The organism is Sinorhizobium psoraleae (assembly GCF_013283645.1).
GTDB classification, from domain to species: domain Bacteria; phylum Pseudomonadota; class Alphaproteobacteria; order Rhizobiales; family Rhizobiaceae; genus Sinorhizobium; species Sinorhizobium psoraleae.
Window position 1 is genome coordinate 163,011 of the sequence record NZ_JABEKV010000005.1, and the last position, 23,379, is coordinate 186,389.

A 23,379-nucleotide genomic window follows, 5' to 3' on the forward strand; every position below is an offset into this window, starting at 1 on the left:
GTTCCTCGGACGAGAACATGCCGCAGCGCTTGGTGCAGAAATCAGGCGCCTTGATTTCTGCGCGAGTGCCAGTTCCAGGCGGACTCGGTGATCGCCGCAAGGTCATATTGCGGTTGCCAGCCAAGCACCGCGCGAGCCTTGTCGTTGTTGGCGACCAGCGTGGTGGAGTCCCCTTCACGCCGCCCGGCATAGCCGATATTGAACGGTCGCTTGGCGACCTTTTCGATCGCGCTCAGAAGCTCCTTGACCGTCGTGCCGGTGCCCGTGCCAAGATTAAGTTCGACGCTCTCGCCGCCATCTAGCAGATAATCCACCGCCCGCACATGCGCATCGGCAAGGTCGAGGACGTGGATATAGTCGCGCACGCAGGTGCCGTCGCGGGTATCGTAGTCGGTTCCGAACACGTTGAAGCTTTCCCGCCGACCGAGCGCCGTGTCGATCGCGAGCGGGATCGCGTGGGTTTCCGGTTCGTGCCACTCGCCGATCCGCCCCTCGAAGTCGGCGCCCGCGGCATTAAAGTAGCGCAGGATCACGGAACGCAAGCCCTTGTAAAGACCGTAGTCCTTCAGCGCCTGTTCGCAGATCCATTTCGTGCGCCCGTAGGGGTTGATCGGCGCTTGCTTGTGGGTTTCGTCCATCGGCACGCTGTCGGGCAGGCCATAGGTGGCGCAGGTGGACGAGAATACGAAGGCGTCAATCCCGGCAGCGAGCGCCGCCGACAGCAAGGTCAGCGTACCGATGACATTGTTGTCGTAGAACGCGGCCGGGTCCTTTACCGACTCGCCGACTTCGATCATCGCCGCAAAATGCAGGATCGCGCGCGGCCGATGTCGTGCGAGAACGTCATCGAGACGCTTGCGGTCGCGAATGTCGCCTTTTTCGAGGACACCCCATTTGACGAATTCTTCATGCCCGTTCGAGAGGTTGTCGTAGACGATAGGCTGGTAGCCTTTGTTGGCCAGCTGGAGGCACGTATGGGAGCCGATATAACCGGCGCCGCCGACGACAAGAATGTTGTTGTTCTGCACAGGCAACCTCGAGAATCACATCTAGTTTCAATAGGGACCGCTGCACGGTTTGCAACGAATAGCGGCGAAATTCCCAGCACATTGTGAAAGTTCTGCAACGGACGCGCATTTTCAGACAGCGCAGCCGCCTTGCGACAGGATGTGGCGAACGACTGTTGCAAACCGGCTGCACCTTGCCCGCAGCGACACCGAAATACAATATCCGCGCTTGGCGCTATGGCCGTATTCAACTATAAGGGGTCTTCCGGTGATCAGAATCAGGGAGGCTAAGATGACAGTTTTTTCCATCTCCCTATCGGGCGATCCAATATTCTCCGTGTGACATGGGGCGTTTGCGCTTCCGATCGCAGTTTAGGGGATTGGCTCCGTCCGGTGCTCTCCGCCTTGGAGACCGCGCCGATTCATTGATGCCGCACCGGTTTCGCTTTCCCTGACGGCATTCCTTTCGTGACCTAGATTTTGAGGCCGGTGCACCGTCACCGGGCAATTCATATGGCTTTTACTCGTTTTGTCGCACGCGACCGCGCGTTCCGCAGCGTCTTCCGCTTTTGCTGGGCCCATTGGAAGAAACAGCCGGCGCGGCTTTCGGCGATCCTCGGCGCCGTGCTTCTCTCTACGCTTGCCGATGTATTGACGCCGCTTTATTCCGGCAGGCTCGTCGACGCCGTCGTCTCAGGCGCGCCGACCGATGAGATTGCCTGGAACGCGGCTGTTGCGGCCTTCCTGATGCTGATGGCGCTGTCGCTCGGCGCGATCGTGCTCAGGCACGTGACATTCATGGGCATCGTCAGCCTGACGCTGAGAATGATGTGCGATATCGCCTCGGCCGCGTTTCATCACATTCAGCGGTTTTCCAGCGACTGGCACGCCAACAGCTTCGCCGGCTCGACGGTGCGCAAGGTGACGCGTGGAATGTGGGCGCTGGATCTCTTGAACGATACGCTGCTGGTGGCGCTGTTCCCGTCGGTGATCATGCTGGTGGGGTCGACAGCGCTGATGGCCTGGTACTGGCCGATGATGGGCGTGATCATCGGGCTCGGCTCGTTAGCCTTCATAGTGACGACGGTCGCCCTTTCACTCGGCTATGTGGCGCCGATGGCGAGCCTTGCCAACAGTTGGGACACGAAGCTCGGCGGTGCGCTGGCTGACGCCGTGAGCTGCAACATCGTCGTCAAGGGGTTCGGCGCCGAAAGTCGCGAGGATCAACGCCTCGCCAGGGTGCTCGGCAAGTGGCAGAACCGGACCCGCCGCACGTGGACTCGTGGAACTGTAAACGGCACGACACAGGGCGCCATGCTACTCATATTGCGCGCGGCGGTGATCGGTTTCGCCCTGGTATTGTGGGCGAGGGGGCAGGCGAGCGCCGGCGATATCACCTTCGTGCTGACCTCGTTCTTCATCCTGCAAGGCTATCTGCGCGAAGTCGGCATGCACATCCGCAACCTGCAGCGCTCGATCAACGACATGGAGGAGCTTGTCGACATCCATGCCCAGCCGCTTGGCATCGAAGACCGGGCCGGCGCGAAGCCGATCCGCATCACCGACGGCAAGATCGAGTTCAAGGATGTGACCTTTCACTACGGCGCGCACCATGCACCGCTTTATGACCGCTTTTCGGTAAGCATCCGCGCCGGCGAGCGGGTAGGCCTCGTCGGGCATTCCGGTTCGGGTAAGACGACCTTCGTCAAGCTGATCCAGCGCCTCCACGACCTGAAGGCAGGCGAGATCACGATTGATGGGCAGGATATTGCCGGCGTGACGCAGGCGTCGCTCCGCCAGCAGATCGCCATCGTGCAGCAGGAGCCGATCCTGTTCCATCGTTCGCTTGCGGAAAACATCGCCTACGGGCGGCCGGGAGCAACGCAGCGCGAGATCGAGGAGGCGGCGAGGCTTGCGAGCGCCCACGACTTCATCGAAGCTCTCCCGAAGGGCTACGGCACACTCGTTGGCGAGCGCGGCGTCAAGCTCTCCGGCGGCGAGCGTCAGCGCGTCGCCATCGCCCGGGCATTCCTCGCAGACGCGCCAATCCTGATCCTCGACGAAGCGACGTCGAGCCTCGATTCCGAATCCGAGGTGCTTATCCGGCAGGCGATGGAGCGGCTGATGATGGGACGCACGACACTGGTGATCGCGCACAGGCTGTCGACGGTGCGCGCGCTCGACCGCTTGCTTGTCTTCAACCGTGGTCGTATCGCGGAAGAGGGCGATCATGACACGCTCATTCGACTGAAAGGCGGCATTTACCGCGGCCTCTTCGAGCGCCAGGCGTTGGAGCTCACCAAGGGGCTGGTCCTCAGCGACGGCTAAGTAGCCCTCATTCGCACGAACGGGCCGGCGGTCGCAGCTCCTGCGATCGCGCACTCGTCCGCATCGCCTCACTCACAGGAGTCGAGCGAACATAAGCGAGCGCCATGTTGCGCCCATTCCTTGATCAGGCGCCCGTCCGGCCGCGAGAGCGCGGCCGGACGGGCGAGGGTGCGCCGGTCATGAGCCAGACGGGATCCGCCCATGTCATGCCAGTAACGATATGTCATTCCTGTCGTAGCAGTCGCATTCACTTGCGCCACAAAACCATGCCGCCGTGATGCAGGGTATTTTTGTCAACGAAGTCGCCATCGGCGGTAAAACCCGTATCATCCCAATATTCAATATGGGACCCTGTCACTTCGTAGCGGCCTTCATAGGCGCGTTCGCGTGCACCCCGCGCCTCGACATAGCGCCCGTTCGGTAGAAGTTCATGGCGGATGTAACCGTCTTCTGTGACCCACATGCCTGTGTAAGAGTTCTGTGTCACCTTCTGCTCCTGAGATTGCGATTGGGATGCGGTCGATGCCGGCGCTGCGCTCCGGTTTTGGTCTCGTGTCTGCGCCACGGCCGGGGAGGCAAGTGCAGCCATGGCTGCCGGGATGATTGCAAGTAAACCGATACGCATGTTGGTTTCCTTTGACCGAGGCGTCAGGTGCGGCGAGCCACGGAGGCTCCGCCGAAGATGAGTTGCTGAACCAAGGGGCGCTCGACGAAACGGGCCGGGAATATGGGGTCGGGGGCGCTTACCCGATTCAGTCGATCGAGATGCTCTGGCGACAGCACTAGGTCCAATGCGCCCAGATTGTCCTCGGCCTGGGCGACGGTGCGGGCGCCCATGACGGGCGATACGACCGTGCGGTTCGCAAGTGTCCATGCGAGCGACACCCGGGATGCTGTCGAGCCCATCTCTTCCGCAACGGCGCGAACCTCGTCCGCGATCTCGATCGAGCGCTCGGTGAGATGTCCCGAGGAGGCGATTACGCCCTTACGGGTGGGAGACACGGCTGCCTCCCGTGATTCCTGAACGTCCGATCGGGCGTATTTGCCCGCCAGAACCCCGCCTCCCAACGGCGACCAAGGGAGCACGCCGAGTCCGAGTGCTGCGGCCATCGGCATGAGCTCATGCTCGACAGTGCGCTCCACGAGGCTGTATTCGATCTGCAGCGCCACGAATGGCGACCATCCGCGCAGATCGGCGAGCGTCTGCATTTGAGAGATCCGCCATGCGGGCGTATTGCAGATACCGAGATAAAGAATCTTCCCCGACCGAACGAGGTCGTCGAGGCCCCGCATCACCTCTTCAGGCTGGGTCGTAAAGTCCCATCCGTGCAGGTAGAAAAGCTCGATGCGATCGGTGCCGAGTTGCCGGAGGCTCTGCTCGACGGATCGCATCATGTTGAGGCGATGGTTGCCGCCCGAATTCGGGTTGCCGCGCTCGCGGGCCATCGTGAACTTCGTCGCAATGACGAGCCGCTCACGCTTCTCGCCGATGAATTCTCCGAGGAAGCGTTCGGCGGCACCGTCGGTGTAGTTCACCGAGGTATCGATGAAGTTGCCGCCCCGATCGACGTAGAGATCGAAGATGCGACGGGCTTCGGCTATATCGGCGCCCCACCCCCAATCCGACCCGAAGGTCATGGTGCCGAGGCTCATGGGCGAAACACGCAAGCCCGAGCGTCCTAACAACCTGTAGTTATCGAGTGTCATTCTGGTCATCTCCAAATTCCAACGAGCCGAACGTAGAGACACTCAAAGGAGCGGACAATTTGCCCAATCATGACTATGCTGGTAAGCTGGGATAACCAATGGCTGTCGACCTGACCGGTATTTCTGTTTTTCTGGCCGTCGCGGAGGCGCGAAACTTTCGCGCGGCCGCCGAGCACCTGGGTATCACCCGGTCGGCGGTAAGCCAGACGATCCGACGCCTCGAGGATCGGCTTGGCGTTGCGCTCTTTCAGCGCACAACGCGCAGCGTCAGCCTGACAGAGGCAGGCGAGCAGCTTTACCAGCGCGTGGCACCAGCCATTGCGGAGGTCGGCTCGGCTCTGGGTGCAACCGCGGATCGGGATACCGCCCCGAGCGGCCTCTTGCGACTGGCAGTGTCTTCGATTGCGGAACGTTTCATTTCAGGACCACTGCTGGCGAGCTTTGCGAATGCCTACCCTGCGGTCCAGATCGACGTGACCGTTACCGACGAGGAATTCGACATCGTGGCCGAAGGATACGATGCGGGGGTGCGGCTTGGCGAAGTGATCGACCAGGACATGATCGCTATCCCGGTATCCGGCGAACAACGTCAGACCGCAGTTGCCGCACCCTCCTATATCGAGCGCTTCGGCCGGCCGTCGCATCCATCCGAATTGGCGCAGCATCGCTGTATCGGCTGGCGTCCTGCACCGCAGACTGCGCCTTACCGCTGGGAATTCAGTGAAAACGGACGCGAGTTCGACGTCGCAGTCAATCCTCAGATTACCACCAATGATATGTGGCTGATGATCCGAACGGCCTGTGCAGGGGGAGGCATAACCTTCGGCATGGAGGACACTTTCAGCCCCTATGTCTTGTCCGGGCAACTGGTGCCTCTCCTCCAGGAGTATTGCCCGCCGTTTGCCGGCTTTTTCCTCTATTTTCCCAACCGTCGGAACCTTGCCCCGAAGCTGCGCGCCCTGATCGAACACGTGAGGCGGCGGCGATAGCCCGGCGGTCCGCGGTTCAAGTGGCCACGCATGCTCGCAGACGGCGTGACCGCTGGTAGCGCTGCCTCTTCGGTGGATGCGCCAGGCAGCTACACCGGACGTCATGGATACTGCCATGGTTTGTAGGTTGGGGGTGCGATCCAGCCTCCTGGACACCCAGCTCGAGGCGGCGCCAGAGGCGCTCAGGGCGGGATCGACTTCGCGTCGTCACACAGGTATTCACAAGTCGTCCCGTTTGCCCTAAAAGGCCCGCAGGTAACACTCCGGTCGCAGCCTACCCGGTCAAAACAAGGACACCTGTCATGAAAACCATTGTGATCTGCTCCGGCGGATTGGATTCTGTTTCGCTTGCGTACAAGGTGGCGGCGGAACACGAACTTGTCGGACTGCTGTCGTTCGACTACGGCCAACGGCATCGGAAGGAACTGGATTTCGCTGCCGCCTGCGCCGAACGTCTCGGCGTCTCTCACCAGATCATCGACATCCGCGAGATCGGCCGCTCCTTGAGCGGTTCGGCATTGACCGACGATATCGACGTGCCGGACGGGCACTACGCCGAGGAAACGATGAAGGTGACGGTGGTGCCGAACCGCAACGCCATCATGCTCGCCATCGCCTTCGGCGTTGCTGCCGCCGGCAAGGCAGACGCGGTCGCGACTGCCGTGCATGGCGGAGACCACTTCATCTATCCCGATTGTCGGCCGGGATTCATCAGCGCCTTCCAGACCATGCAGAACCACGCGTTGGAGGGTTATGCCGAGATCAGCCTCTACGCACCGTACGTCAATGTCTCGAAGGCCGAGATCGTCGCCGACGGGGTGAGGAATGGAACGCCATTCGCGGAGACCTGGTCCTGCTACAAGGGCGGCGTGCGCCATTGCGGCCGCTGCGGCACCTGCGTCGAACGGCGCGAGGCCTTTCATCTCGCGGGTTTCAAGGATCCGACCGAATACGACGACCCGGATTTCTGGGCAGCCGCCACCGGCGCCTTCTCCGCCGAGGAGGTGAAATGATGTTCCGCATCACCAAGGAGTTCCATTTTTCCGCCTCGCATCAACTGACGAGCCTACCGGCCGAACATCAGTGCGCTCGGTTGCACGGGCACAACTATGTCGTCGAGGTCGAGCTTTCGGCGGAAACCTTGAACGAACATGGTTTCGTCCGCGACTATCATGAGCTCGCGCCGTTGAAGCACTACATCGACGAGACCTTCGATCACCGGCATCTCAACGACGTTCTCGGCCACGACCGGGTGACCGCGGAATGCCTGGCGCAGCACTTCTACGACTGGTGCAAGGCGCGGCTTCCGGAGACGACCGCGGTGCGCGTCAGCGAAACTGCCAAGACCTGGGCGGAATACCGGCCATGACCTCCGACAGATCCGCCGAGATCCGCGTCAGCGAGATTTTCGGGCCGACGATACAGGGCGAGGGCGTGCTGATCGGCCTGCCGACGGTCTTTGTCAGGACCGGTGGGTGCGATTATCGCTGTTCCTGGTGCGACAGTCTGCACGCGGTCGACAGCCGCTACCGCGACGAATGGCGCGCGATGTCCGCCGAAGAGGTCTGGCGGGAGATTACGCGGCTCTCCGGCGGCAAATCGGTGATGGTTTCGCTCTCCGGCGGAAACCCGGCAATCCAGCCACTTGGCGAACTCATCGCTCGCGGCCATAGCGAAGGCTATCGTTTTGCGCTCGAAACGCAGGGGTCGGTTGCCCGGGCCTGGTTTGCCGATCTCGACGTGCTGGTGCTGAGCCCGAAACCGCCGTCAAGCTCGATGGAAACGGACTGGCAGGCGTTCGACGCTTGTCTCCGGATGTCTGAGGGCAGGCCGCAAACGGTGCTGAAGATCGTCATCTTCGACGAGGCGGATTATGCCTATGCCAGAGCGACGGCCGAACGCTATCCGCATCTGCCCGTCTATCTCCAGCCCGGCAATCACACGCCGCCGCCTGCCGATGACGACGACGCGACCATCGACATTGATGGCGTGATGGAGCGCATGCGCTGGCTGGTCGCCAAGATCACCGAAGACCGCTGGTTCGAGGCGCGCGTCCTGCCGCAACTGCACGTGCTGCTCTGGGGCAACAAGCGCGGCGTCTAGACCATTTCACTTGTTTCGTTGAAACAGCGAAATGATCGAACCCTTTGAAACGACGCGGTTCCGGACTGAGAACCGCTACGCGCTTTCCTGGCTTTGCATGAACCCGACGGAGTGTCCGTCAAGGCGCACCGCTGGCCGCCACCTCCTTCTCGTGCGCGCTGCCACCAAAGCGAATAGGCTTGAGAACCGGTCCTTCGGGATCCTTCACGAGATGAATGACGCGGGAGAAGAGGGCGCCGTTCCGCGGTGTGCGGCCTATCTTGACGACGGCAGTCTCACGGAGGTCGTCTTCGAAGATGGATAGGGCCAGCTTCATTGCCTCCCCATCCATCGTCTCGAGCGCTTCGTCGAGAATCACCCATCGCGGCCGATGGAGGATAAGCCGTGCGAAGGCGAGCGAACGTTGTTCGTCATCGCTGAGTTCGCGCTCCCAACGCGCTTCGCGATCGAGCAGCGTGGTCAGCTGATCGAGTCCGACTTTGGAAAGCGCTGCAACGAGGCTCGCGTCCGAGAAGGCACCGGCTCGCGGATAGGAAAGCGCGTCACGCAGCTTGCCGCGCGGGAAATAGGGCGAGCGCGGGATGAATGCCACCATCTCGCCGGCCGGCATACCGACGCGCCCGCCTCCCCATGGCCAAAGCCGTGCAAGGGCCCGGAACAGCAGCGTTTTTCCCGCGCGGGGATCGCCACTGATGATCACGCGCTGACCCGCGCCGATCTCGATATGCGATTCGGCAAGCCTGGTGCTTCCGCTCGACGACGCGACCTCGAGATTGTCGAAGGTCAGCTTGTTTGTGTCATTCTCGACGAACTCGATCCGTTTTTCCGCATCATGCAGGACGTCCGTCATGATCAAGGCGCGGCGAAAGGCGGCAACGCGCAGAAGCGTCGCCCGCCAGTCGGCGATGGCGCTGATATTGGCGACGAACCATTTGAGCGACGTATGAACCTGGTTGAAGGCGCCGACGGCCATCATCAGGCCGCCGAAGCTGATTTCGCCGGCGAAATAGACGGGCGCGGCGACCAGGATAGGCGCGACGACCGTGACCCACCCATAGCCGTCCTGGACCCATGCAAGATTGATCTGGGCACGGTAGATGTTGCGCATGGCCCCGAGCACGGTCGCAAGGTCGAGCTCCAGACGCCGCCGTTCGCCGGTCTCGCCTCCAGCAAGCGATATGGCGTCGATATGTTCGCTGGCATGCATCAGCGAGAAACGCAATTCCGCCTCGCGCGCGTAGCGGTCGCCATTCAAGGTGATCAGCGGCCGCCCGACAAGCCAACTCAGCCAAGATGCCGAGCCAGCGTAGAGAATCGCTGCCCAGACCATATAGCCCGGAATCTCGAGCGAGTAGCCGCCGATGTGGAAAACGAAGCCTGCTGAAAGCGCCCAGAGAACGCTCACGAACGACGTGAGCAGGATGGACGACTGGAGAAGCCCGAAACCGAGGTCCGTGGTGAGATCGGCAAGATGGCCGGCGTCTTCCTGCATTCTCTGGTCCGGATTGATGCCCATTGCGCCGGAGTTGGCAAGCCGGAAGGCGCGCAGCGGCCGCATCCATTCGTTGATCAGGTCGAGCGTCAGTCCCTCGCGCAGCTTCAATCGCACCATCTGGTTAAGCCATTGCTGCGTGACGTTGAGCACCAGCAGGCCACCGGCGATGCCGACAAACAACAGGAGCTGATAAAAAAAAGCGTCGAGATCGCGCCGCTCGATCGCGTCAAAAAACGGCCGGTTCCAGCGGTTGAGGATGATCTGTCCGATCGCTGTCGCGATGATGATCACGAAGCTGCCGGCCGTGAGCCACAGGATTGTCTTCAGCAGCGGGGACGCCATGAAGGCGTGGCGCATCATGGCGAACTGGTCTCGGAGGGTCGTGCCCTCCGCTCCCGGGGGCTTGGGTGCTACGCTCGCTCCGGCTTGGTTCGTCATCTTCATTCCTTCCCTTCAGAAGGGCAGCCCATCAAAGCCGTTCAGTTATTCCAGGCCAGGCCATTGCCCAGCTTGGGCACCGCCATCGTGTTGAAGGATCTTGCGGTCGCGCTGGCCCCGGTGAGGGAGACAATTCCGTCGGATGCCGTGTCAAACCGGCGGCGCCGGTTTCAGGAGGCAGCGGCTGTCTATTCCGCGGAGCACCGGGAAATTCGCTGCCGTCGCGATATCGCGTTTCAGCGTCGAGCAGCAGCCTATGCAATGCAAATACGCCACTGAAGATCTTGAGGTGCTGAAATGCAGCGAAACTAAAAACGATCATGCTTCCAGTTTATGGCCAACGGCGCGTGCAGGGAACAGGGTTTTGCTGGGCGGGGAGTGGATCTCTCGCCCTGTGGATAAAGCAAATCCCGTGAGCGTGCCCCCGGCGAGCTACAAGCGTTCGATTTGATCGAAGCGAGGCGAAGCCGTTGAGGTACGTTTCGCCGTATGGTGGCTTGTCTATGTTACAGTGATGACATAAAACGTTACCGCCGTCGCCAAGGCGCCTGTCGCCCCCCCTCAACATCGAATTTACAAAAATTCAATGCCAAGAGAAGGAGACATTTATGTCCATTTCACTCTCCAGTTTTGACAACAAGCAAGCCGCTGCCGTCGTCGGCAACGACGTTGCCGCCCGCGTCAGGGCCGCTCGTGAGGCCGTCGGCTACAGCATCGAAGATCTTGCTGTCACCTGTGGCCTTGCCAACGTCGAAATCAGTGAAATCGAAAGTGGCTTGGATAAGAATCCAGCAAAATTAAAGCGTATCGCATCTGCATTGCAGCTGCCGTTATCGGACTTTCTGACCGTAGAAATTTGACGGACAAGCCGACCGGTCTCGCCGTGCGGGCCGGTCGGAAAGTCTCGCGTCCTCTCTGCGCAACCTATAGTCGCCCGTCTCCAAACTTCCTTTTTCCTTCACCAGGCTCAGCGGTACGCCGCCGGGGCGCCTCCCTCGCGCGACTATGGTGCGCCGCAGCGACGAATTAAGCTTGCCATGTTTAGTAGAATGTATTTCACTCAACATATTGCTCAACATGAGGGAGTGACCGTGCTGGGCATTCATCGAAGGGAGAATTTTCCGAAATCGGCTTCTCGCCGGTTCCTGCATCTGGGAGGAATACATGCGGAAGATGATGAAGGCCCTGATGGGCATGTCGTCGGCACTCGTGCTGTCGGCGGCGCTACCGGGAATGGCGAAGGCGGATGAATTGACGCTTTGCTGGGCGGCCTGGGATCCGGCAAATGCGCTGGTGGAATTGTCCAAGGACTTTACCGCCGCAACCGGCACGACGATGAAGTTCGAGTTCGTGCCGTGGCCGAACTTCGCGGACCGGGTACTTAACGAACTCAACTCCGGCGGCAAACTCTGCGACGTGCTGATCGGAGACAGCCAGTGGATCGGCGGTTCGGCCGAAAACGGCTATTACGTGAAGCTCAACGATTTCTTCGACAAGGAAGGAATCAAGATGAGCGATTTCGCAGAGGCCGCGGTCAATGCCTATTCCACCTGGCCGAAGGGTACGCCGAACTATTGGGCGCTGCCGGCGATGGGCGACGCCAATGGCTGGTTCTATCGCAAGGACTGGTTTGCCAAGCCCGAACTGCAAGCGGAGTTCAAGCAAAAACATGGCCGCGATCTCGGTCCGCCTCAGACCTGGGACGAGTTGAAGCAGGTTGCGGAATTCTTCACCGGCCGGGAGATCGACGGCCAGAAGGTCTATGGCACAGCGATCTTCACGGAGCGCGCCTCCGAGGGCATCGCCATGGGCGCGACGTCCGCGCTCTATTCCTATGGCTTCAAATACGAAAGCACCGCCGGCAAATATGACATGGAGGGCGCCGTCAATTCAGCGGATGCCGTCGCAGGTCTCGAAGCCTACAAGGCGCTTTACAAGTGCTGCCAGCCGCCGGGATACACCGACAGCTACATGACCGAGGGCCTCGACGCCTTCAAATCCGGTCAGGTCGCAATGGCCATGAACTGGTTTGCCTTCTTCCCCGGTCTCTACAAGGACGAGAAGGTCGGCGGAGACAAGATCGGCTTCTTCGTCAATCCTAAGCAGAAGGTTGCGGCATCGACTCTCGGCGGTCAGGGAATGTCCGTCGTTGCCAATACCGACAACATGGACGGCGCGCTCGCCTACATCAAATGGTTCGCTCAGCCAGACGTCCAGAAGAAGTGGTGGTCGCTCGGCGGCTATGCCGTTCACAATGCGGTGCTGAACGATCCGTCCTTCAAGGACAGCCAACCCTTTGCTGCCGACTTCCTGCTCGCCATGAACCAGGTACAGGATTTCTGGCAGGAGCCGTCATACGCCATCCTCTTGCAGGCCATGCAGAAGCGACTGCACGACTATGTGGTCGCTGATCAAGGTACGGCACAGGAGGCCCTGGATGCTTTGGTCAGTGACTGGAAGGAAATCTTCGAGGACGAAGGCAAGCTCTAGATCACGCAAAATCGCAATACGTGATTGATTTTAGTGAGTTAGAGCGGGATGCTGGCCGAAAACCGCACACACTTTCCCTCATCTCGCTTTGAGTTTGCGATGAAATGGTTCTCCCAGGAAGGTGGCCCGGACGTCGTCGTTCGGGCCGCCATGACCGGCGCCCGACCCCTTGCTTCATTCAGGTGATTTCTGTGACTGATGCCCCTTCCACCATCGCGGAGCGATCAGCCGAGGTTCTTGCCCGCTCCACACCCATAGTGATCGCAAGACGCGTTCGCGGCCTTTCGGACCGCGCCATCGCCTGGCTGTTCATAACGCCAACGATTGCACTGCTGCTCGCGATAAACATCTTTCCGCTGATCTGGGCAGTCTACCTGTCCTTTACGAATTTCCGCGCGAACCGGCCGAATGCGGAAATCACAGGCGTCGGCCTGCGCAACTATCAGCGCGTGTTGAATGATCCCGATATCTGGATCGCGATGCAGACGACGGCACATTTCGTCTTCTGGACCATTCTGCTGCAGACGGTCATCGGGTTCTCACTGGCCTATCTCATCGACCGCAAGTTCCGCGGCCATGCTTTCTGGACGACGGTGATCCTGATTCCGATGATGCTGTCGCCCGCCGTCGTCGGCAATTTCTGGCGGTTCCTGTACCAGCCGCAGATCGGGCTCTTTAATTATATCGTCTCGTACTTCTCGGGTATTCCGCCGTCATCCTTCGAGATGCTCGGCTCTGTCTTGCTGGCACCATGGGCGATCATCATCGTCGATACGTGGATGTGGACGCCCTACGTCATGCTGATCTGTCTCGCCGGTCTCAGATCGATACCGGACTATATCTACGAGGCGGCGGAGGTCGACCGCGCCTCGGCCTGGCGGCAATTCTGGTCGATCACCGTGCCGATGGCCTTGCCCTTTATCATGCTCGCGGTGCTTTTTCGCGGCATCGAGAATTTCAAGATGTTCGACATGGTCATGCTTCTGACCGGCGGCGGGCCTGGTTCGACCACCGAGGTCGCGTCGATCACGCTGAAACGGGAGGCGTTCGAAAGCTGGCTGACCGGACGCTCCTCCGCTTTCGCGATCATCCTTTTCGTCGCGGTGTTCGGCCTTGCCAACATCTATGTCAAAGCCCTGAACAAGGTGAAGCAGAGATGAGTTCCGTCAACGCAGCCCATTCCGTGGTCGAGCCGACACCGACCAGCAAGCGCATCGCCGGCGCGATCGTCATCCTCTATGCGCTGGTGACGATGGTCCCGCTCGCCTGGATCTTCCTCACGAGCATAAAGTCGCCGCCGGACTCGATCAGCTATCCGCCGAAGATCGTCTTTAGCCCGACGCTCGAGGGTTATTGCAACCTCTTCACCACGCGCACCCGGCAGACGCCGGACTATATCCAGTCGCTTCCGCCGCCGACCGGCACCTGCGACGAGATCACCCGCAGCCGCAACATGGTCATTGCGGGGCCTTCGAACTACTGGCCGCGCTTTGGCAATTCGTTGGTCATCGCCTTCGGCTCGACCTTCCTTGCCGTCTTGCTCGGGACCTTTGCAGCCTATGGCTTCTCGCGGTTTCGCGTGCCCCTTGCCGACGACCTCCTGTTCTTCATTCTCTCGACCCGGATGATGCCGCCGATCGCGGTCGCGATCCCGATCTACCTGATGTACCGCCAGTTCGGCCTTTCCGACACGGCGCTCGGGATGATCCTGCTCTACACCGCCGTCAACGTCTCGCTCGCCGTCTGGCTTCTCAAGGGGTTCATCGATGAAATCCCCCGCGAATACGAGGAAGCCGCAATGATCGACGGCTACACGCGCCTACAGGCCTTCTGGAAGGTTGTCCTGCCGCAGGCCACCACCGGAATCGCGGCGACGGCGATCTTCTGCCTGATCTTTGCGTGGAACGAATATGCGTTCGCGGTGCTGCTGACCTCGGGCTCCGCCCAGACGGCGCCGTCCTTCATTCCCACCATTATCGGCGAGGGCGGGCAGGACTGGCCGGCGGTTGCCGCGGGCACGACGATCTTCCTGATGCCGATCCTTGTCTTCACCATCATCCTGCGCAAGCAGTTGCTGCGCGGCATTACTTTCGGAGCGGTCCGCAAATGACGAACCACCGGCAAACCACCAGTCCGTCCCAGCAGAAGCGACCGTTCTTCATACGGCGCGGCCCGATGGAGAATATCGCGACGGTGCTGATCTCCGCGGGGTTTCTGATGCTCTTTCAGCCATTCCTGCTGGTGCTTTACACCTATTCGCTTGCGGCCCTGCTCGCCGGCACGGTGATGTTCATCATCGTTTCGAAGTTCCCGGAGTGAACGATGGCCGAGATCAGAATTGTGAATCTTCGCAAGCAGTTCGGCGAGTTTGCTGCAGTAGAGGATTCGAGCTTCACGGTGGCGGATGGCGAATTTCTGGCGCTGCTCGGCCCCTCGGGGTGCGGTAAGACGACCACGCTCAGAATGATTGCCGGGCTCGAACTCCCAACCAGCGGCAAGATCTTTCTTGATGGCGAGGACGTCACATTCAACCGCGCCAGTGCGCGCGACATCGCCTTCGTGTTTCAGCTCTTCGCGCTCTACCCGCACATGAACGTGCGCAGGAACATAGGCTTTCCGCTCCTTTCCCAAGGTCTGCCCAGGGCAGAAATCCGCGCCCGCGTCGAGGAGACCGCAAGGCTGTTGCGCATCGACCATATTCTCGACCGGTCGGTCTCGGGTCTCGCCGGCGGCGACCGGCAGCGCGTCGCGCTCGGAAGGGCGATCATCCGTCGGCCCAAATGCTTCCTGATGGACGAACCTCTCGGGACGCTCGACGCCGAGTTCCGCGAGGTTATGGTCCATGAGTTGCGCGAACTGCACAATCGTATTCATGCGACAACGGTCTATGTCACCCACGATCAGCACGAGGCCATGGCCATGGCCGACAAGATCGCTGTGATGAACCACGGGGTGATCGAACAGTTCGGCACTCCACAGCAGATCTACAACCGGCCGGCATCCATGTATGTCGCCGATTTCATCGGCTCGCCGCCGATGAATTTCATGCGTTTTACCTCCGGGCTGCAACGGGGCATGCGATCGGTGGTCCTGAACGGCGTCGATGTCGCCGTGCCAGAAGTGGCTGAGGACGTGTCGCCGGGCGAGTTGGCCCTCGGCGTCCGTCCGGAACATATCCGCTTCAGCGACGCCTCTCGTCTTCGCGGCGCGGTCTATGGCAGCGAGTATCTCGGCACGAACCAGATCGTCGCGGTCGAAACCGCCTCCGGCATCGTCAAGGCGCGCGTCTCGGCGGACCGCAGCTTCAGGCTCGGCGAAACCGTGGGCCTGGAATTCAATCCCGCAAAACTTGCCGTTTTCGACTGCCGATCGGGCAGGGCGATAGCGTCATCCCTCTACGCGGAGGCCCGCAATGGCTGAAGTCATCCTTCAAGGCATCGCCAAGACGTTCGGCGACGCGGCCGCTGTCGACGATCTTTCGCTTACCATCAAAGACGGCGAGTTCGTCGTGCTGCTTGGGCCGACGGGGGCGGGGAAGACGACGGCGCTCCGCCTGATTGCCGGTCTCGAGCGGCCTGACAAGGGGCGGGTGACGATTGCCGGCGCGGACGTCGGCCGGCAATCGCCGGCCGAGCGCGACGTCGCCTTCGTCTTCCAGCAATATTCGCTCTATCCGCATTTAAGCGTCTACGACAATCTCGCCTTTCCGCTGCGCTCTCCCGCCCGTCGTCTGAGTAGCGACGAGGTGGACCGCCGGGTGCGCGAGGTGGCGCGCATGGTCCGCATCGACCACAAGCTCGAAAACCGCTCGACGAGGCTATCGGGCGGCGAGATGCAGCGCGTCGCGATCGGCCGCGCACTTGTGCGCCGGCCCGCCATCTACCTGATGGACGAGCCGCTTTCGTCGCTCGACGCGAAGCTTCGCGCCGAACTGCGGCTGGAACTGAAGCGAATCCAGAAAGAGTTGAACTCCACGCTTCTCTACGTCACTCACGACCAGGTCGAGGCGATGACGATGGCGGATCGTATCGGCATTCTTTCGGAGGGCCGTCTCATTCAGGTCGGCACGCCCAGGGAGATCTACGCGGATCCCGCCAACCTGCACGTGGCAGCACGCCTTGGCCAGCCACACATCAACCTGCTGCCCGTCGATCTGCTGCCCGGGGCCTCGGCGCCGACCGGTGCGCGAACGGTCGGCGCCCGGACCGAGCACCTGGAGATCGCAACAGCCGGGGCGGCAAACGCGGAAGTGGACTGGATCGAGCATCTCGGCGATCAGAACCACCTCCACATCCGCGTCGAGGGCCACAAGATCGTGACGCTCGCCGACCCGTACCTTTCGGTTAAGCCGGGAGATCGCGTCAATCTCACACTGAAGCAGCCGCTTTATTTCGGGACCGATGGCGAGCGGCTCCGATGAACTTAAAGAACGACATGAACATTCAAGGCGAACAGGCGGGAAAAAAACAATGAAGCACTTTTTCAACCGAAGGGAAAACATCGTTACCGAAGCGCTGGATGGTCTTTTGCAGACGGCGCCGGTCGGAAGTCTCGCCCGTCTCGATACCTATCCCGACATCAAGGTCATCCTGCGCGGAGATTGGAATAAGGATCGTGTCGCGGTGTTATCGGGCGGCGGCGCCGGTCATGAACCATCCCATGCCGGATTCGTCGGCCGCGGCATGCTGACGGCTGCCGTGTCGGGCGAAATTTTCGCGTCTCCGAGCGTCGACGCCGTCTTGACGGCGATCCGAGCGGTGACGGGGCCGATGGGCTGCCTTCTGATCGTCAAGAACTATACCGGTGACCGGCTAAACTTCGGACTGGCGGCCGAGAAGGCGCGCGTCGAAGGCTTCCGCGTCGAAATGGTGATCGTCGCCGACGATATCGCGCTTCCCGATCTTGCCCAGCCGCGCGGAGTCGCCGGAACGCTCTTCGTTCACAAGATCGCGGGATATCTCTCCGAAGGAGGCGCCGATCTCGAGACGATCGCGGCCGCTGCCCGTTCGGCGGCCGACAGCATTGTTTCCCTCGGCGTTTCGCTCTCATCCTGCTCCATACCCGGTCAGGCCCATTCCGAGCGGCTGGGCGCGGATGAGGGCGAACTCGGTCTCGGCATCCACGGCGAGCCGGGTGCCGAGCGCATTGCGCTACAAGAGGCGCGGAGCATCGTCTCCACGATGTCAGAGCGGCTTTCTGCCGCGCTTCCGGGCGACGGCGACTATGCGCTGCTCATCAACAATCTCGGCTCGGTGCCGCCGATCGAAATGGGATTGATCGCCCACACCGTTCTCGCCTCCTCGCTTGCCGAGCGCGTAAAATTGACGATCGGTCCGGCGCCGTTGATGACCGCACTCAACATGAACGGCTTCTCGCTGTCGCTGATCCGGCTCGACGCCGAGCGGGAAGCGGCGCTCAGATCCCCGGTCGCACTGCATGCCTGGGTCCCCGCCGTCGAGCGGCATGAGGTGGTCGTCGTGCCGGCGGTTGCCGTGCCGGGCGCCCAACTGGCGGAGGCGAGCCACGATTCTGCCGCAGACCGACTGATCGCCGCGATCTGCGACCATCTCCTTTCGCTGGAAGCGGAATTGAACAGCCTCGACGCGCGAGCCGGCGATGGCGATACAGGTTCGACCGTGGCAACGGGATCGCGCAGCGTGTTGGCCCAGATCGCGCGCCTGCCACTGACGGATATCGCTGCGACGCTCTCTTCGATCGGCAGCATCCTCAGCACGAGCATGGGTGGCTCCAGCGGCGTGCTGTTGTCGATCTTCTTCACGGCGGCCGCCAAGGAATATTCCGATACGAGAGATATGGCGAGCGCGTTGCTTGCCGGCCTCGACCGGATGACGTTCTACGGCGGAGCGGGCGTCGGCGACCGGACAATGGTGGATGCTCTGGACCCGGCATTGCGGGCGTTGAAGGCCGGCGGACTGGCAGCGGCGGCCTCCGCTGCGCGCGCCGGCGCGGACGCGACCAGGACGATGAAGAAGGCGAGAGCGGGACGGGCATCCTACATCGGAGAGCGAGATCTGGAGGGTGTGCCCGATCCGGGGGCGATGGCGGTGGCCGCCGTGTTCGAGGTTGCCGCAGGTCTGCGCTAGCGCGAGTCCGGGAAAGTGTATACGTCCGGAATTGTGTGGTTTCAAAGCGTTAGATCAATTCGTTGTTTCAGTAAATGAGCGAAACGATCTATGCTGCGACGAGAAAGGCGGCAGCGGCTTCCATCCATGCCGCTACAGCAAGCGACGGGAAGAACCGCGATGTTCGTCGAGCCGAGAAAACAGGCGCTGATAGGTGGGCTGATCGACGTCTGCCGCGCCGTGATCACGGTGAATGCCGATCATCTGTCGGAACTCGACAGGGCGATCGGCGATGGTGATCACGGCACGAACATGCGTCGCGGCTGCGAGGCGGTCTACGCCGAGCGCGACCGGATCATGGCTCTTCCCCTGCCGCAGGCGCTGGAGCAGATCGGCTTCACTCTCGTCATGAATATCGGCGGCGCGGCCGGTCCTCTCTACGGGACGCTGTTGATCGAGATCGGTCGTCAGATGGGAAAGAACGGTGAGCAGGCGGATTTTCCGAGCGTTCTGGAGTACGCGGTTGATGCCGTCGCGCGACGCGGACGGGCGGCGGCCGGCGACAAGACCTTGCTCGACGTGCTTTACCCGGTTTACACCGAAGTGCTAAGGCGCTCGGATCTGGCAGGCATTGCCGAAGAGGCGGAAAGGTCGGCGAAGCTCACATTCGGCATGAAGGCGATGCGTGGCCGTGCCTCGTTTCTTGGCGACCGATCGATCGGTCACGTGGATCCCGGCGCGATGAGTTGTGCACTCTTGACGGCGGCGGTCTGCCGTTTCTTGAAGGAGCAAGGTTCGGCATGAACCCGAAGTCTGCAAATGTCGGTATCGTCATCGTGTCGCACTCGCCGCTGGTCGCCCAAGGCGCGGCCGACATGGTGCGGCAGATGGTTGGCGATTGCGTGCCGCTTGCCTGGTCCGGGGGCAACGCCGAGGGCGGGCTTGGCACCAATGCGGCCGGCATACTGGCGGCAATCGAACAGGCCTGGTCGGAAGCCGGTGTCGCCGTTTTCGTTGATCTCGGCGGAGCGGAGACCAACAGCGAAATGGCGATCGAATTGCTCGGGGAGCCCCGCTCGAAACGCGTGGTGATCTGCGATGCGCCGTTGGTCGAGGGAGCCGTGATCGCCGCGGCCGAGGCTTCCGGCGGCGCCGCCCTCAGTCGTGTCATCGCGACCGCGGAGGAACTCTCGCCTTGATGGACAACAGGCCGCGAAAGGAAACGAAGGAGGTGGTGGAGGTGCATGGCTACTGCCAGACGGAGATCGAGGTAACGCACGGTTTCGGGCTGCATGCACGTCCATCCGTTACCTTCACCCGGCTGGCGAAGTCGTTCCCGTGCACGGTCGAGATCGAGGTCAATGGCAGTGACGTCTGGCTCAACGGCAAGAGCATCGTCAAGATCATGGGAGCGAAGATCCGGCGGGGCTCGGTCCTGAAAATCCGTGCACACGGGTTGCGCGCCGCCGAAGCCATCGTCGCGCTGAAGGCGCTGATCGAGCGCAATTTCGACGAAGAAAAGAAGCATGGCCGAACCGCTTGAAATCGCGGGAATTTCTGCCTCTCCGGGTGTCGCTGTCGGGCCGGCTCATCTCTGCGCCCAGATGGCGCCAGTCGCCGTCGAGCCCCCCAACACGTCCGCAGTAGAGCGTCAGGACCTGCAGGGGGCCATAGCGGCGGCCATTGCGGAGCTGTCAGCTCTCGCCGAACGCTCGGACGAGGAAAGCGCCGGCATTCTCGATTTTCAGATAGAAATGCTGCTTGATCCGGCACTGATGGAAATGGCGGAGGAGCGGCTGGCCGCCGGAGACAGCGCAGCGCTTGCCTGGGTCGGAGCGCTGGACCTCTATATCGCCGGGATCGCCGAGGCGCCCGACGAGCAGGTGCGGGCACGCGCAGTCGACGTCATCGATATTCGCAATCGGGTTCTGGGTGCACTCACGGGCAGACCGATCGGGGATTTTCCTCCGGGATCCGTTTTTGTCGGAAAGGACCTGGAGCCCAGTCTTTTTCTTGCCCACGACTGGACGGACGGCGGCGGCGTCGTGCTTTTCGATGGCAGTGTGTCCAGTCACGTTGCCATGCTGGCCCGGACACGTTCGATACCGATGGTGGTGGCAACGGGGCCGTTCGAGATCGATAGAGGCGAACGGGTGCTCGTGGATGCCACCGCCGCGACCGTAATTGTCGCCCCCGACGACACGCACATTCGCAAGACGGAAGCGAGGGCGGGGTCCACAGGAGCAGCCGTAAAGCTCGATGCCGGCGGATTGGCACGAACCATCGATGGCGCCGAGATCCGCCTGTCGGCGATCATCAACGACCCGGCGGAGCTCGCCGTCGTCGATGCATCGTCGTTCGCGGGCATCGGGCTGATGCGCACGGAGTTTCTGGTGGGTTCGCCGGCCGATGCCCTCAACGAGGAAAGGCATTACGCCATCTACCGTGAGGCGTTGCGCTGGGCCGGCGCTGCACCGGTGACGATCCGCATGCTGGACCTTGGCGGTGACAAGACATTGCCTGGAATCGGCGGCAAAAGCAGCGATTCTTTCATGGGCCTCAGGGGTGTTCGGCTGTTGCTGGCGCGGCCGGAACTCGCTCGCGTGCAGGCGCGCGCATTGCTGCGCGCCGCCGCTCACGGCAATCTCGAGGTCCTGTTGCCGATGATCACGGTTCCGGACGAAATCGATGCCCTGCGTGTGATCTTCAAAGAAGAAGCGGCCGATCTCCTGCGTCGAGGGATGCAAACACGCATGCCGGAGATCGGCATGATGGTGGAGGTTCCGGCGGCAGCCTTGACGCTCGATGGCTTCTCGAACGCGGCCTTCTTTTCCTTCGGAACCAACGATCTGGCGCAGTACGTAATGGCGGCGGCAAGGGGGAGTTCGGCAGTTGCCGGGCTTTATGATGCGGCTGCCCCGGTGGTCTGCCGCCTGATTGCGCAATGTGTGGAACGCGCCAAGGCTATGAAAAAGCCGATCGGCATCTGCGGCGAAATGGCTTCCGACCCGCGCCACCTTCCGGCTCTGCTGGCCGCGGGGCTTCGCCACTTTTCCGTGGCGCCGAACTGTATCGCCGACGTAAGGTCGGCAATCGCCGGCTTGCGGTCGGACGGCCTGCCGGCGGCGGAGAGAAACTGAATGTCTCGTGAGACGGTCGAAGACGCCATGACGGCTTATAAGACGATCCTGGCGCAGATCATCGACAACCGCCCGTCGGGAACCCGTCAGCGGTTGGCCGCAGCTCTCGGCAAGCATCGAAGCTTCGTGACGCAAATAACGAGCCCCGCCTATCCGACGCCGCTGCCCGCACGGCACCTCGCGACCATCTTTCGGGTTTGCCACTTCAGTCCCGGCGAGCAGGAACGTTTCCTTGAGGCCTATCAATCCGCCCATCCCGGCAAGTTGCCGGATTTCGGAAGCACCGAGAAGCTACGCCAGCTTTCGCTGATTGTTCCCGACTTCGGAGATGAAGCCAAAAACCGCCTGTTCGACGCGGCGATCGAGGAACTCGTCCGCAATATGGCAAAGCTGGTCGGAACGGTGGATTAGCGACGTGCGATATGGTTGAGTGTGTCGCTGCCGGGAGCGGTTCCACGAGGCGCCTCGCATGGAAGTACGCGGGCACGCTTCCCTCGGCTGGAACAAGCCGAAAGGGAATGATGCCAAAATTTCAGAGTGTTGCGGTGGCCGCGTCTGAGGGGACGGGCGCCGTTGGAGGGCACGATGAAGAAGTTCATGAATAGCGCCGAGACGCTCGTTGCCGAGAGCCTGGCGGGCTTCGTCGCGGCTCATGAGCGCCTGGTGGCTTTTGGCGCCGACGGCAAGTTCGTCCGACGCCGGACTCTTCGTCCCGGCAAGGTCGCTGTCATTTCAGGAGGCGGGGCCGGGCACGAGCCGATGCATGTCGGCTTCGTTGGACTGGGCATGCTTGATGCCGCATGCACGGGCCATGTCTTCACGTCGCCGACGCCCGATCAGATCGTCTCGGCGATCCGCGAAACGGACGGCGGCGCCGGATGCCTGCTGGTCGTCAAGAATTACGATGGCGACGTCATGAATTTCGAGATGGCGGCAGAGCTCGCCGCTGCCGATCACCAGGTTGCCACTGTGATCGTCCGCGACGATATCAATCCGGACGGATTCCGTCGCAGCCAGGGCAGGAGAGGGGTCGCCGGAACCCTCGTCGTCGAAAAATTGCTTGGCGCAGCGGCGGAGGCGGGCTGGCCGCTCGATGATCTCAAGCTGCTCGGCGAGGACTTGGACGGGCGCATCCGCACGATGGGGGTCTCGTTGCGCGGCGTTAGGGTGCCCGACACTCAACGCGAAACCTTTGCGCTCGCGGAAGATGAAATGGAAATGGGCGTCGGCATTCACGGAGAATCGGGGCGTGCGCGCGCCAAATTCGCAACGGCAACCGAGATCGTCGCGATGATCCTGGAGGCGATCAGGTTGGATCTTTCACCGGAAAGGAACGACCGCCTTCTGCTTTTCGTCAACGGCTTTGGCGGCACACCGGTGTCGGAGCTCTATCTTGCGTACAATATCGCTCGGTCGCTCTGCGCCGATTTTGGCCTGGCTGTGGCCAGATCGCTGGTCGGGACCTACGTGACGTCGCTGGACATGGCCGGGCTTTCGGTGACGATTGCGCGCCTCGACGGGCGTGAGCTGTCGCTTTGGGACGCTCCCGTCGATACGGCTGCGCTACGCTGGGGGCCGTAGTTGCGGCATGGCGGCGGG

General features: G+C 61.6%; 23 protein-coding genes. 19 read left to right on the plus strand and 4 right to left on the minus strand.

Features of this window, described 5'->3' with window-relative positions; all coding sequences use genetic code 11:
* Nucleotides 1–41: 41 nt before the first annotated feature.
* Entirely contained in the window at nucleotides 42–1,028 is a 987-nt protein-coding gene (gene galE, locus ILFOPFJJ_RS26270; RefSeq protein WP_173513499.1) for a UDP-glucose 4-epimerase GalE, read from the minus strand.
* Nucleotides 1,029–1,520: 492 nt separating this feature from the next.
* Here galE and ILFOPFJJ_RS26275 point away from each other — a divergent pair, with 492 nt between their 5' ends.
* Nucleotides 1,521–3,335 carry an ABC transporter ATP-binding protein gene (locus ILFOPFJJ_RS26275; RefSeq protein ID WP_173513500.1) on the plus strand — a complete coding sequence of 605 codons (1,815 nt, stop codon included), beginning with the start codon at nucleotides 1,521–1,523 and terminating at the stop codon, nucleotides 3,333–3,335.
* Nucleotides 3,336–3,582: 247 nt separating this feature from the next.
* Here the strand turns inward: ILFOPFJJ_RS26275 and ILFOPFJJ_RS26280 are convergent, their stop codons facing one another.
* Nucleotides 3,583–3,960 (minus strand): Atu4866 domain-containing protein, encoded by a 378-nt coding sequence (locus ILFOPFJJ_RS26280; RefSeq protein WP_173513501.1) that lies wholly within the window; start codon nucleotides 3,958–3,960, stop codon nucleotides 3,583–3,585.
* A 23-nt stretch (nucleotides 3,961–3,983) separates the two neighbouring features.
* The gene (locus ILFOPFJJ_RS26285; RefSeq protein ID WP_210267584.1) at nucleotides 3,984–5,042 is read right to left on the minus strand and encodes an aldo/keto reductase; all 1,059 of its coding nucleotides are present in this window, start codon (nucleotides 5,040–5,042) and stop codon (nucleotides 3,984–3,986) included.
* Nucleotides 5,043–5,140: 98 nt separating this feature from the next.
* Here ILFOPFJJ_RS26285 and ILFOPFJJ_RS26290 point away from each other — a divergent pair, with 98 nt between their 5' ends.
* From ILFOPFJJ_RS26290 to queE, 4 genes are all read left to right on the plus strand, one after another.
* A complete protein-coding gene (locus ILFOPFJJ_RS26290) occupies nucleotides 5,141–6,031 on the plus strand; it encodes a LysR family transcriptional regulator (protein ID WP_173513503.1) in 891 nt (296 codons plus the stop codon).
* 302 nt (nucleotides 6,032–6,333) lie between these two features.
* Nucleotides 6,334–7,044 (plus strand): 7-cyano-7-deazaguanine synthase QueC, encoded by a 711-nt coding sequence (queC, locus tag ILFOPFJJ_RS26295; RefSeq protein ID WP_173513504.1) that lies wholly within the window; start codon nucleotides 6,334–6,336, stop codon nucleotides 7,042–7,044.
* Nucleotides 7,044–7,400: a 6-carboxytetrahydropterin synthase QueD gene (gene queD, locus ILFOPFJJ_RS26300; protein WP_173513505.1), complete on the plus strand. Its 357-nt coding sequence runs from the start codon at nucleotides 7,044–7,046 to the stop codon at nucleotides 7,398–7,400. Before queC ends, queD begins: the two co-directional genes overlap by 1 nt.
* Nucleotides 7,397–8,134, plus strand: coding sequence for a 7-carboxy-7-deazaguanine synthase QueE (queE, locus tag ILFOPFJJ_RS26305; protein ID WP_173513506.1), 738 nt, complete (start codon nucleotides 7,397–7,399; stop codon nucleotides 8,132–8,134). The genes queD and queE overlap by 4 nt, the downstream gene beginning before the upstream one ends.
* A gap of 118 nt (nucleotides 8,135–8,252) precedes the next feature.
* On the opposite strand, the gene ILFOPFJJ_RS26310 is transcribed toward queE, so the two are convergent.
* Complete coding sequence (locus ILFOPFJJ_RS26310; RefSeq protein WP_173513507.1) at nucleotides 8,253–10,067, minus strand: ABC transporter ATP-binding protein/permease; 1,815 nt, start codon at nucleotides 10,065–10,067, stop codon at nucleotides 8,253–8,255.
* A gap of 608 nt (nucleotides 10,068–10,675) precedes the next feature.
* On the opposite strand from ILFOPFJJ_RS26310, the gene ILFOPFJJ_RS26315 reads away from it, so the two are divergent.
* From ILFOPFJJ_RS26315 to ILFOPFJJ_RS26380, 14 genes are all read left to right on the plus strand, one after another.
* Nucleotides 10,676–10,927 carry a helix-turn-helix domain-containing protein gene (locus tag ILFOPFJJ_RS26315; RefSeq protein ID WP_173513508.1) on the plus strand — a complete coding sequence of 84 codons (252 nt, stop codon included), beginning with the start codon at nucleotides 10,676–10,678 and terminating at the stop codon, nucleotides 10,925–10,927.
* A 304-nt stretch (nucleotides 10,928–11,231) separates the two neighbouring features.
* Entirely contained in the window at nucleotides 11,232–12,557 is a 1,326-nt protein-coding gene (locus ILFOPFJJ_RS26320) for an ABC transporter substrate-binding protein (protein WP_173513509.1), read from the plus strand.
* A gap of 191 nt (nucleotides 12,558–12,748) precedes the next feature.
* On the plus strand, nucleotides 12,749–13,717 hold the full coding sequence (locus ILFOPFJJ_RS26325; RefSeq protein ID WP_173513510.1) for a carbohydrate ABC transporter permease: 969 nt from the start codon (nucleotides 12,749–12,751) through the stop codon (nucleotides 13,715–13,717).
* Nucleotides 13,714–14,667: a carbohydrate ABC transporter permease gene (locus tag ILFOPFJJ_RS26330; RefSeq protein WP_173513511.1), complete on the plus strand. Its 954-nt coding sequence runs from the start codon at nucleotides 13,714–13,716 to the stop codon at nucleotides 14,665–14,667. The genes ILFOPFJJ_RS26325 and ILFOPFJJ_RS26330 overlap by 4 nt, the downstream gene beginning before the upstream one ends.
* Nucleotides 14,664–14,876, plus strand: coding sequence for a hypothetical protein (locus tag ILFOPFJJ_RS26335; protein WP_173513512.1), 213 nt, complete (start codon nucleotides 14,664–14,666; stop codon nucleotides 14,874–14,876). Before ILFOPFJJ_RS26330 ends, ILFOPFJJ_RS26335 begins: the two co-directional genes overlap by 4 nt.
* Before the next feature lie 3 nt (nucleotides 14,877–14,879).
* Nucleotides 14,880–15,977 (plus strand): ABC transporter ATP-binding protein, encoded by a 1,098-nt coding sequence (locus ILFOPFJJ_RS26340; RefSeq protein ID WP_173513513.1) that lies wholly within the window; start codon nucleotides 14,880–14,882, stop codon nucleotides 15,975–15,977.
* Nucleotides 15,970–16,977: an ABC transporter ATP-binding protein gene (locus ILFOPFJJ_RS26345; protein WP_173513514.1), complete on the plus strand. Its 1,008-nt coding sequence runs from the start codon at nucleotides 15,970–15,972 to the stop codon at nucleotides 16,975–16,977. The genes ILFOPFJJ_RS26340 and ILFOPFJJ_RS26345 overlap by 8 nt, the downstream gene beginning before the upstream one ends.
* A 49-nt stretch (nucleotides 16,978–17,026) precedes the next feature.
* Nucleotides 17,027–18,661, plus strand: coding sequence for a dihydroxyacetone kinase subunit DhaK (locus ILFOPFJJ_RS26350; protein WP_173513515.1), 1,635 nt, complete (start codon nucleotides 17,027–17,029; stop codon nucleotides 18,659–18,661).
* Between the two features lie 159 nt (nucleotides 18,662–18,820).
* Nucleotides 18,821–19,444 carry a dihydroxyacetone kinase subunit DhaL gene (dhaL, locus tag ILFOPFJJ_RS26355; protein WP_173513516.1) on the plus strand — a complete coding sequence of 208 codons (624 nt, stop codon included), beginning with the start codon at nucleotides 18,821–18,823 and terminating at the stop codon, nucleotides 19,442–19,444.
* Nucleotides 19,441–19,839, plus strand: coding sequence for a dihydroxyacetone kinase phosphoryl donor subunit DhaM (gene dhaM, locus ILFOPFJJ_RS26360; protein ID WP_173513517.1), 399 nt, complete (start codon nucleotides 19,441–19,443; stop codon nucleotides 19,837–19,839). The genes dhaL and dhaM overlap by 4 nt, the downstream gene beginning before the upstream one ends.
* On the plus strand, nucleotides 19,839–20,183 hold the full coding sequence (locus ILFOPFJJ_RS26365) for an HPr family phosphocarrier protein (RefSeq protein WP_173513518.1): 345 nt from the start codon (nucleotides 19,839–19,841) through the stop codon (nucleotides 20,181–20,183). The genes dhaM and ILFOPFJJ_RS26365 overlap by 1 nt, the downstream gene beginning before the upstream one ends.
* Nucleotides 20,167–21,780 (plus strand): putative PEP-binding protein, encoded by a 1,614-nt coding sequence (locus ILFOPFJJ_RS26370; RefSeq protein WP_173513519.1) that lies wholly within the window; start codon nucleotides 20,167–20,169, stop codon nucleotides 21,778–21,780. The genes ILFOPFJJ_RS26365 and ILFOPFJJ_RS26370 overlap by 17 nt, the downstream gene beginning before the upstream one ends.
* On the plus strand, nucleotides 21,781–22,191 hold the full coding sequence (locus ILFOPFJJ_RS26375; RefSeq protein WP_173513520.1) for a hypothetical protein: 411 nt from the start codon (nucleotides 21,781–21,783) through the stop codon (nucleotides 22,189–22,191). It begins immediately after the preceding gene.
* Nucleotides 22,192–22,365: 174 nt separating this feature from the next.
* Nucleotides 22,366–23,361, plus strand: coding sequence for a dihydroxyacetone kinase subunit DhaK (locus tag ILFOPFJJ_RS26380; protein ID WP_173513521.1), 996 nt, complete (start codon nucleotides 22,366–22,368; stop codon nucleotides 23,359–23,361).
* The last annotated feature ends 18 nt before the right edge of the window (nucleotides 23,362–23,379 follow it).

Excerpts from the sequence above, each read along its gene's own strand:
- queE (WP_173513506.1), top strand. The coding sequence starts at position 7,397 with ATGACCTCCGACAGATCCGCCGAGATCCGCGTCAGCGAGATTTTCGGG.
- ILFOPFJJ_RS26310 (WP_173513507.1), bottom strand. The coding sequence starts at position 10,067 with ATGACGAACCAAGCCGGAGCGAGCGTAGCACCCAAGCCCCCGGGAGCG.
- ILFOPFJJ_RS26375 (WP_173513520.1), top strand. The coding sequence starts at position 21,781 with ATGTCTCGTGAGACGGTCGAAGACGCCATGACGGCTTATAAGACGATC.
- ILFOPFJJ_RS26330 (WP_173513511.1), top strand. The coding sequence starts at position 13,714 with ATGAGTTCCGTCAACGCAGCCCATTCCGTGGTCGAGCCGACACCGACC.
- dhaM (WP_173513517.1), top strand. The coding sequence starts at position 19,441 with ATGAACCCGAAGTCTGCAAATGTCGGTATCGTCATCGTGTCGCACTCG.
- ILFOPFJJ_RS26285 (WP_210267584.1), bottom strand. The coding sequence starts at position 5,042 with ATGACACTCGATAACTACAGGTTGTTAGGACGCTCGGGCTTGCGTGTT.
- ILFOPFJJ_RS26365 (WP_173513518.1), top strand. The coding sequence starts at position 19,839 with ATGGACAACAGGCCGCGAAAGGAAACGAAGGAGGTGGTGGAGGTGCAT.
- queD (WP_173513505.1), top strand. The coding sequence starts at position 7,044 with ATGTTCCGCATCACCAAGGAGTTCCATTTTTCCGCCTCGCATCAACTG.
- ILFOPFJJ_RS26335 (WP_173513512.1), top strand. The coding sequence starts at position 14,664 with ATGACGAACCACCGGCAAACCACCAGTCCGTCCCAGCAGAAGCGACCG.
- dhaL (WP_173513516.1), top strand. The coding sequence starts at position 18,821 with ATGTTCGTCGAGCCGAGAAAACAGGCGCTGATAGGTGGGCTGATCGAC.
- ILFOPFJJ_RS26290 (WP_173513503.1), top strand. The coding sequence starts at position 5,141 with ATGGCTGTCGACCTGACCGGTATTTCTGTTTTTCTGGCCGTCGCGGAG.
- ILFOPFJJ_RS26345 (WP_173513514.1), top strand. The coding sequence starts at position 15,970 with ATGGCTGAAGTCATCCTTCAAGGCATCGCCAAGACGTTCGGCGACGCG.
- ILFOPFJJ_RS26370 (WP_173513519.1), top strand. The coding sequence starts at position 20,167 with ATGGCCGAACCGCTTGAAATCGCGGGAATTTCTGCCTCTCCGGGTGTC.
- ILFOPFJJ_RS26340 (WP_173513513.1), top strand. The coding sequence starts at position 14,880 with ATGGCCGAGATCAGAATTGTGAATCTTCGCAAGCAGTTCGGCGAGTTT.
- ILFOPFJJ_RS26275 (WP_173513500.1), top strand. The coding sequence starts at position 1,521 with ATGGCTTTTACTCGTTTTGTCGCACGCGACCGCGCGTTCCGCAGCGTC.
- ILFOPFJJ_RS26350 (WP_173513515.1), top strand. The coding sequence starts at position 17,027 with ATGAAGCACTTTTTCAACCGAAGGGAAAACATCGTTACCGAAGCGCTG.
- ILFOPFJJ_RS26315 (WP_173513508.1), top strand. The coding sequence starts at position 10,676 with ATGTCCATTTCACTCTCCAGTTTTGACAACAAGCAAGCCGCTGCCGTC.
- queC (WP_173513504.1), top strand. The coding sequence starts at position 6,334 with ATGAAAACCATTGTGATCTGCTCCGGCGGATTGGATTCTGTTTCGCTT.
- ILFOPFJJ_RS26380 (WP_173513521.1), top strand. The coding sequence starts at position 22,366 with ATGAAGAAGTTCATGAATAGCGCCGAGACGCTCGTTGCCGAGAGCCTG.
- ILFOPFJJ_RS26280 (WP_173513501.1), bottom strand. The coding sequence starts at position 3,960 with ATGCGTATCGGTTTACTTGCAATCATCCCGGCAGCCATGGCTGCACTT.
- ILFOPFJJ_RS26320 (WP_173513509.1), top strand. The coding sequence starts at position 11,232 with ATGCGGAAGATGATGAAGGCCCTGATGGGCATGTCGTCGGCACTCGTG.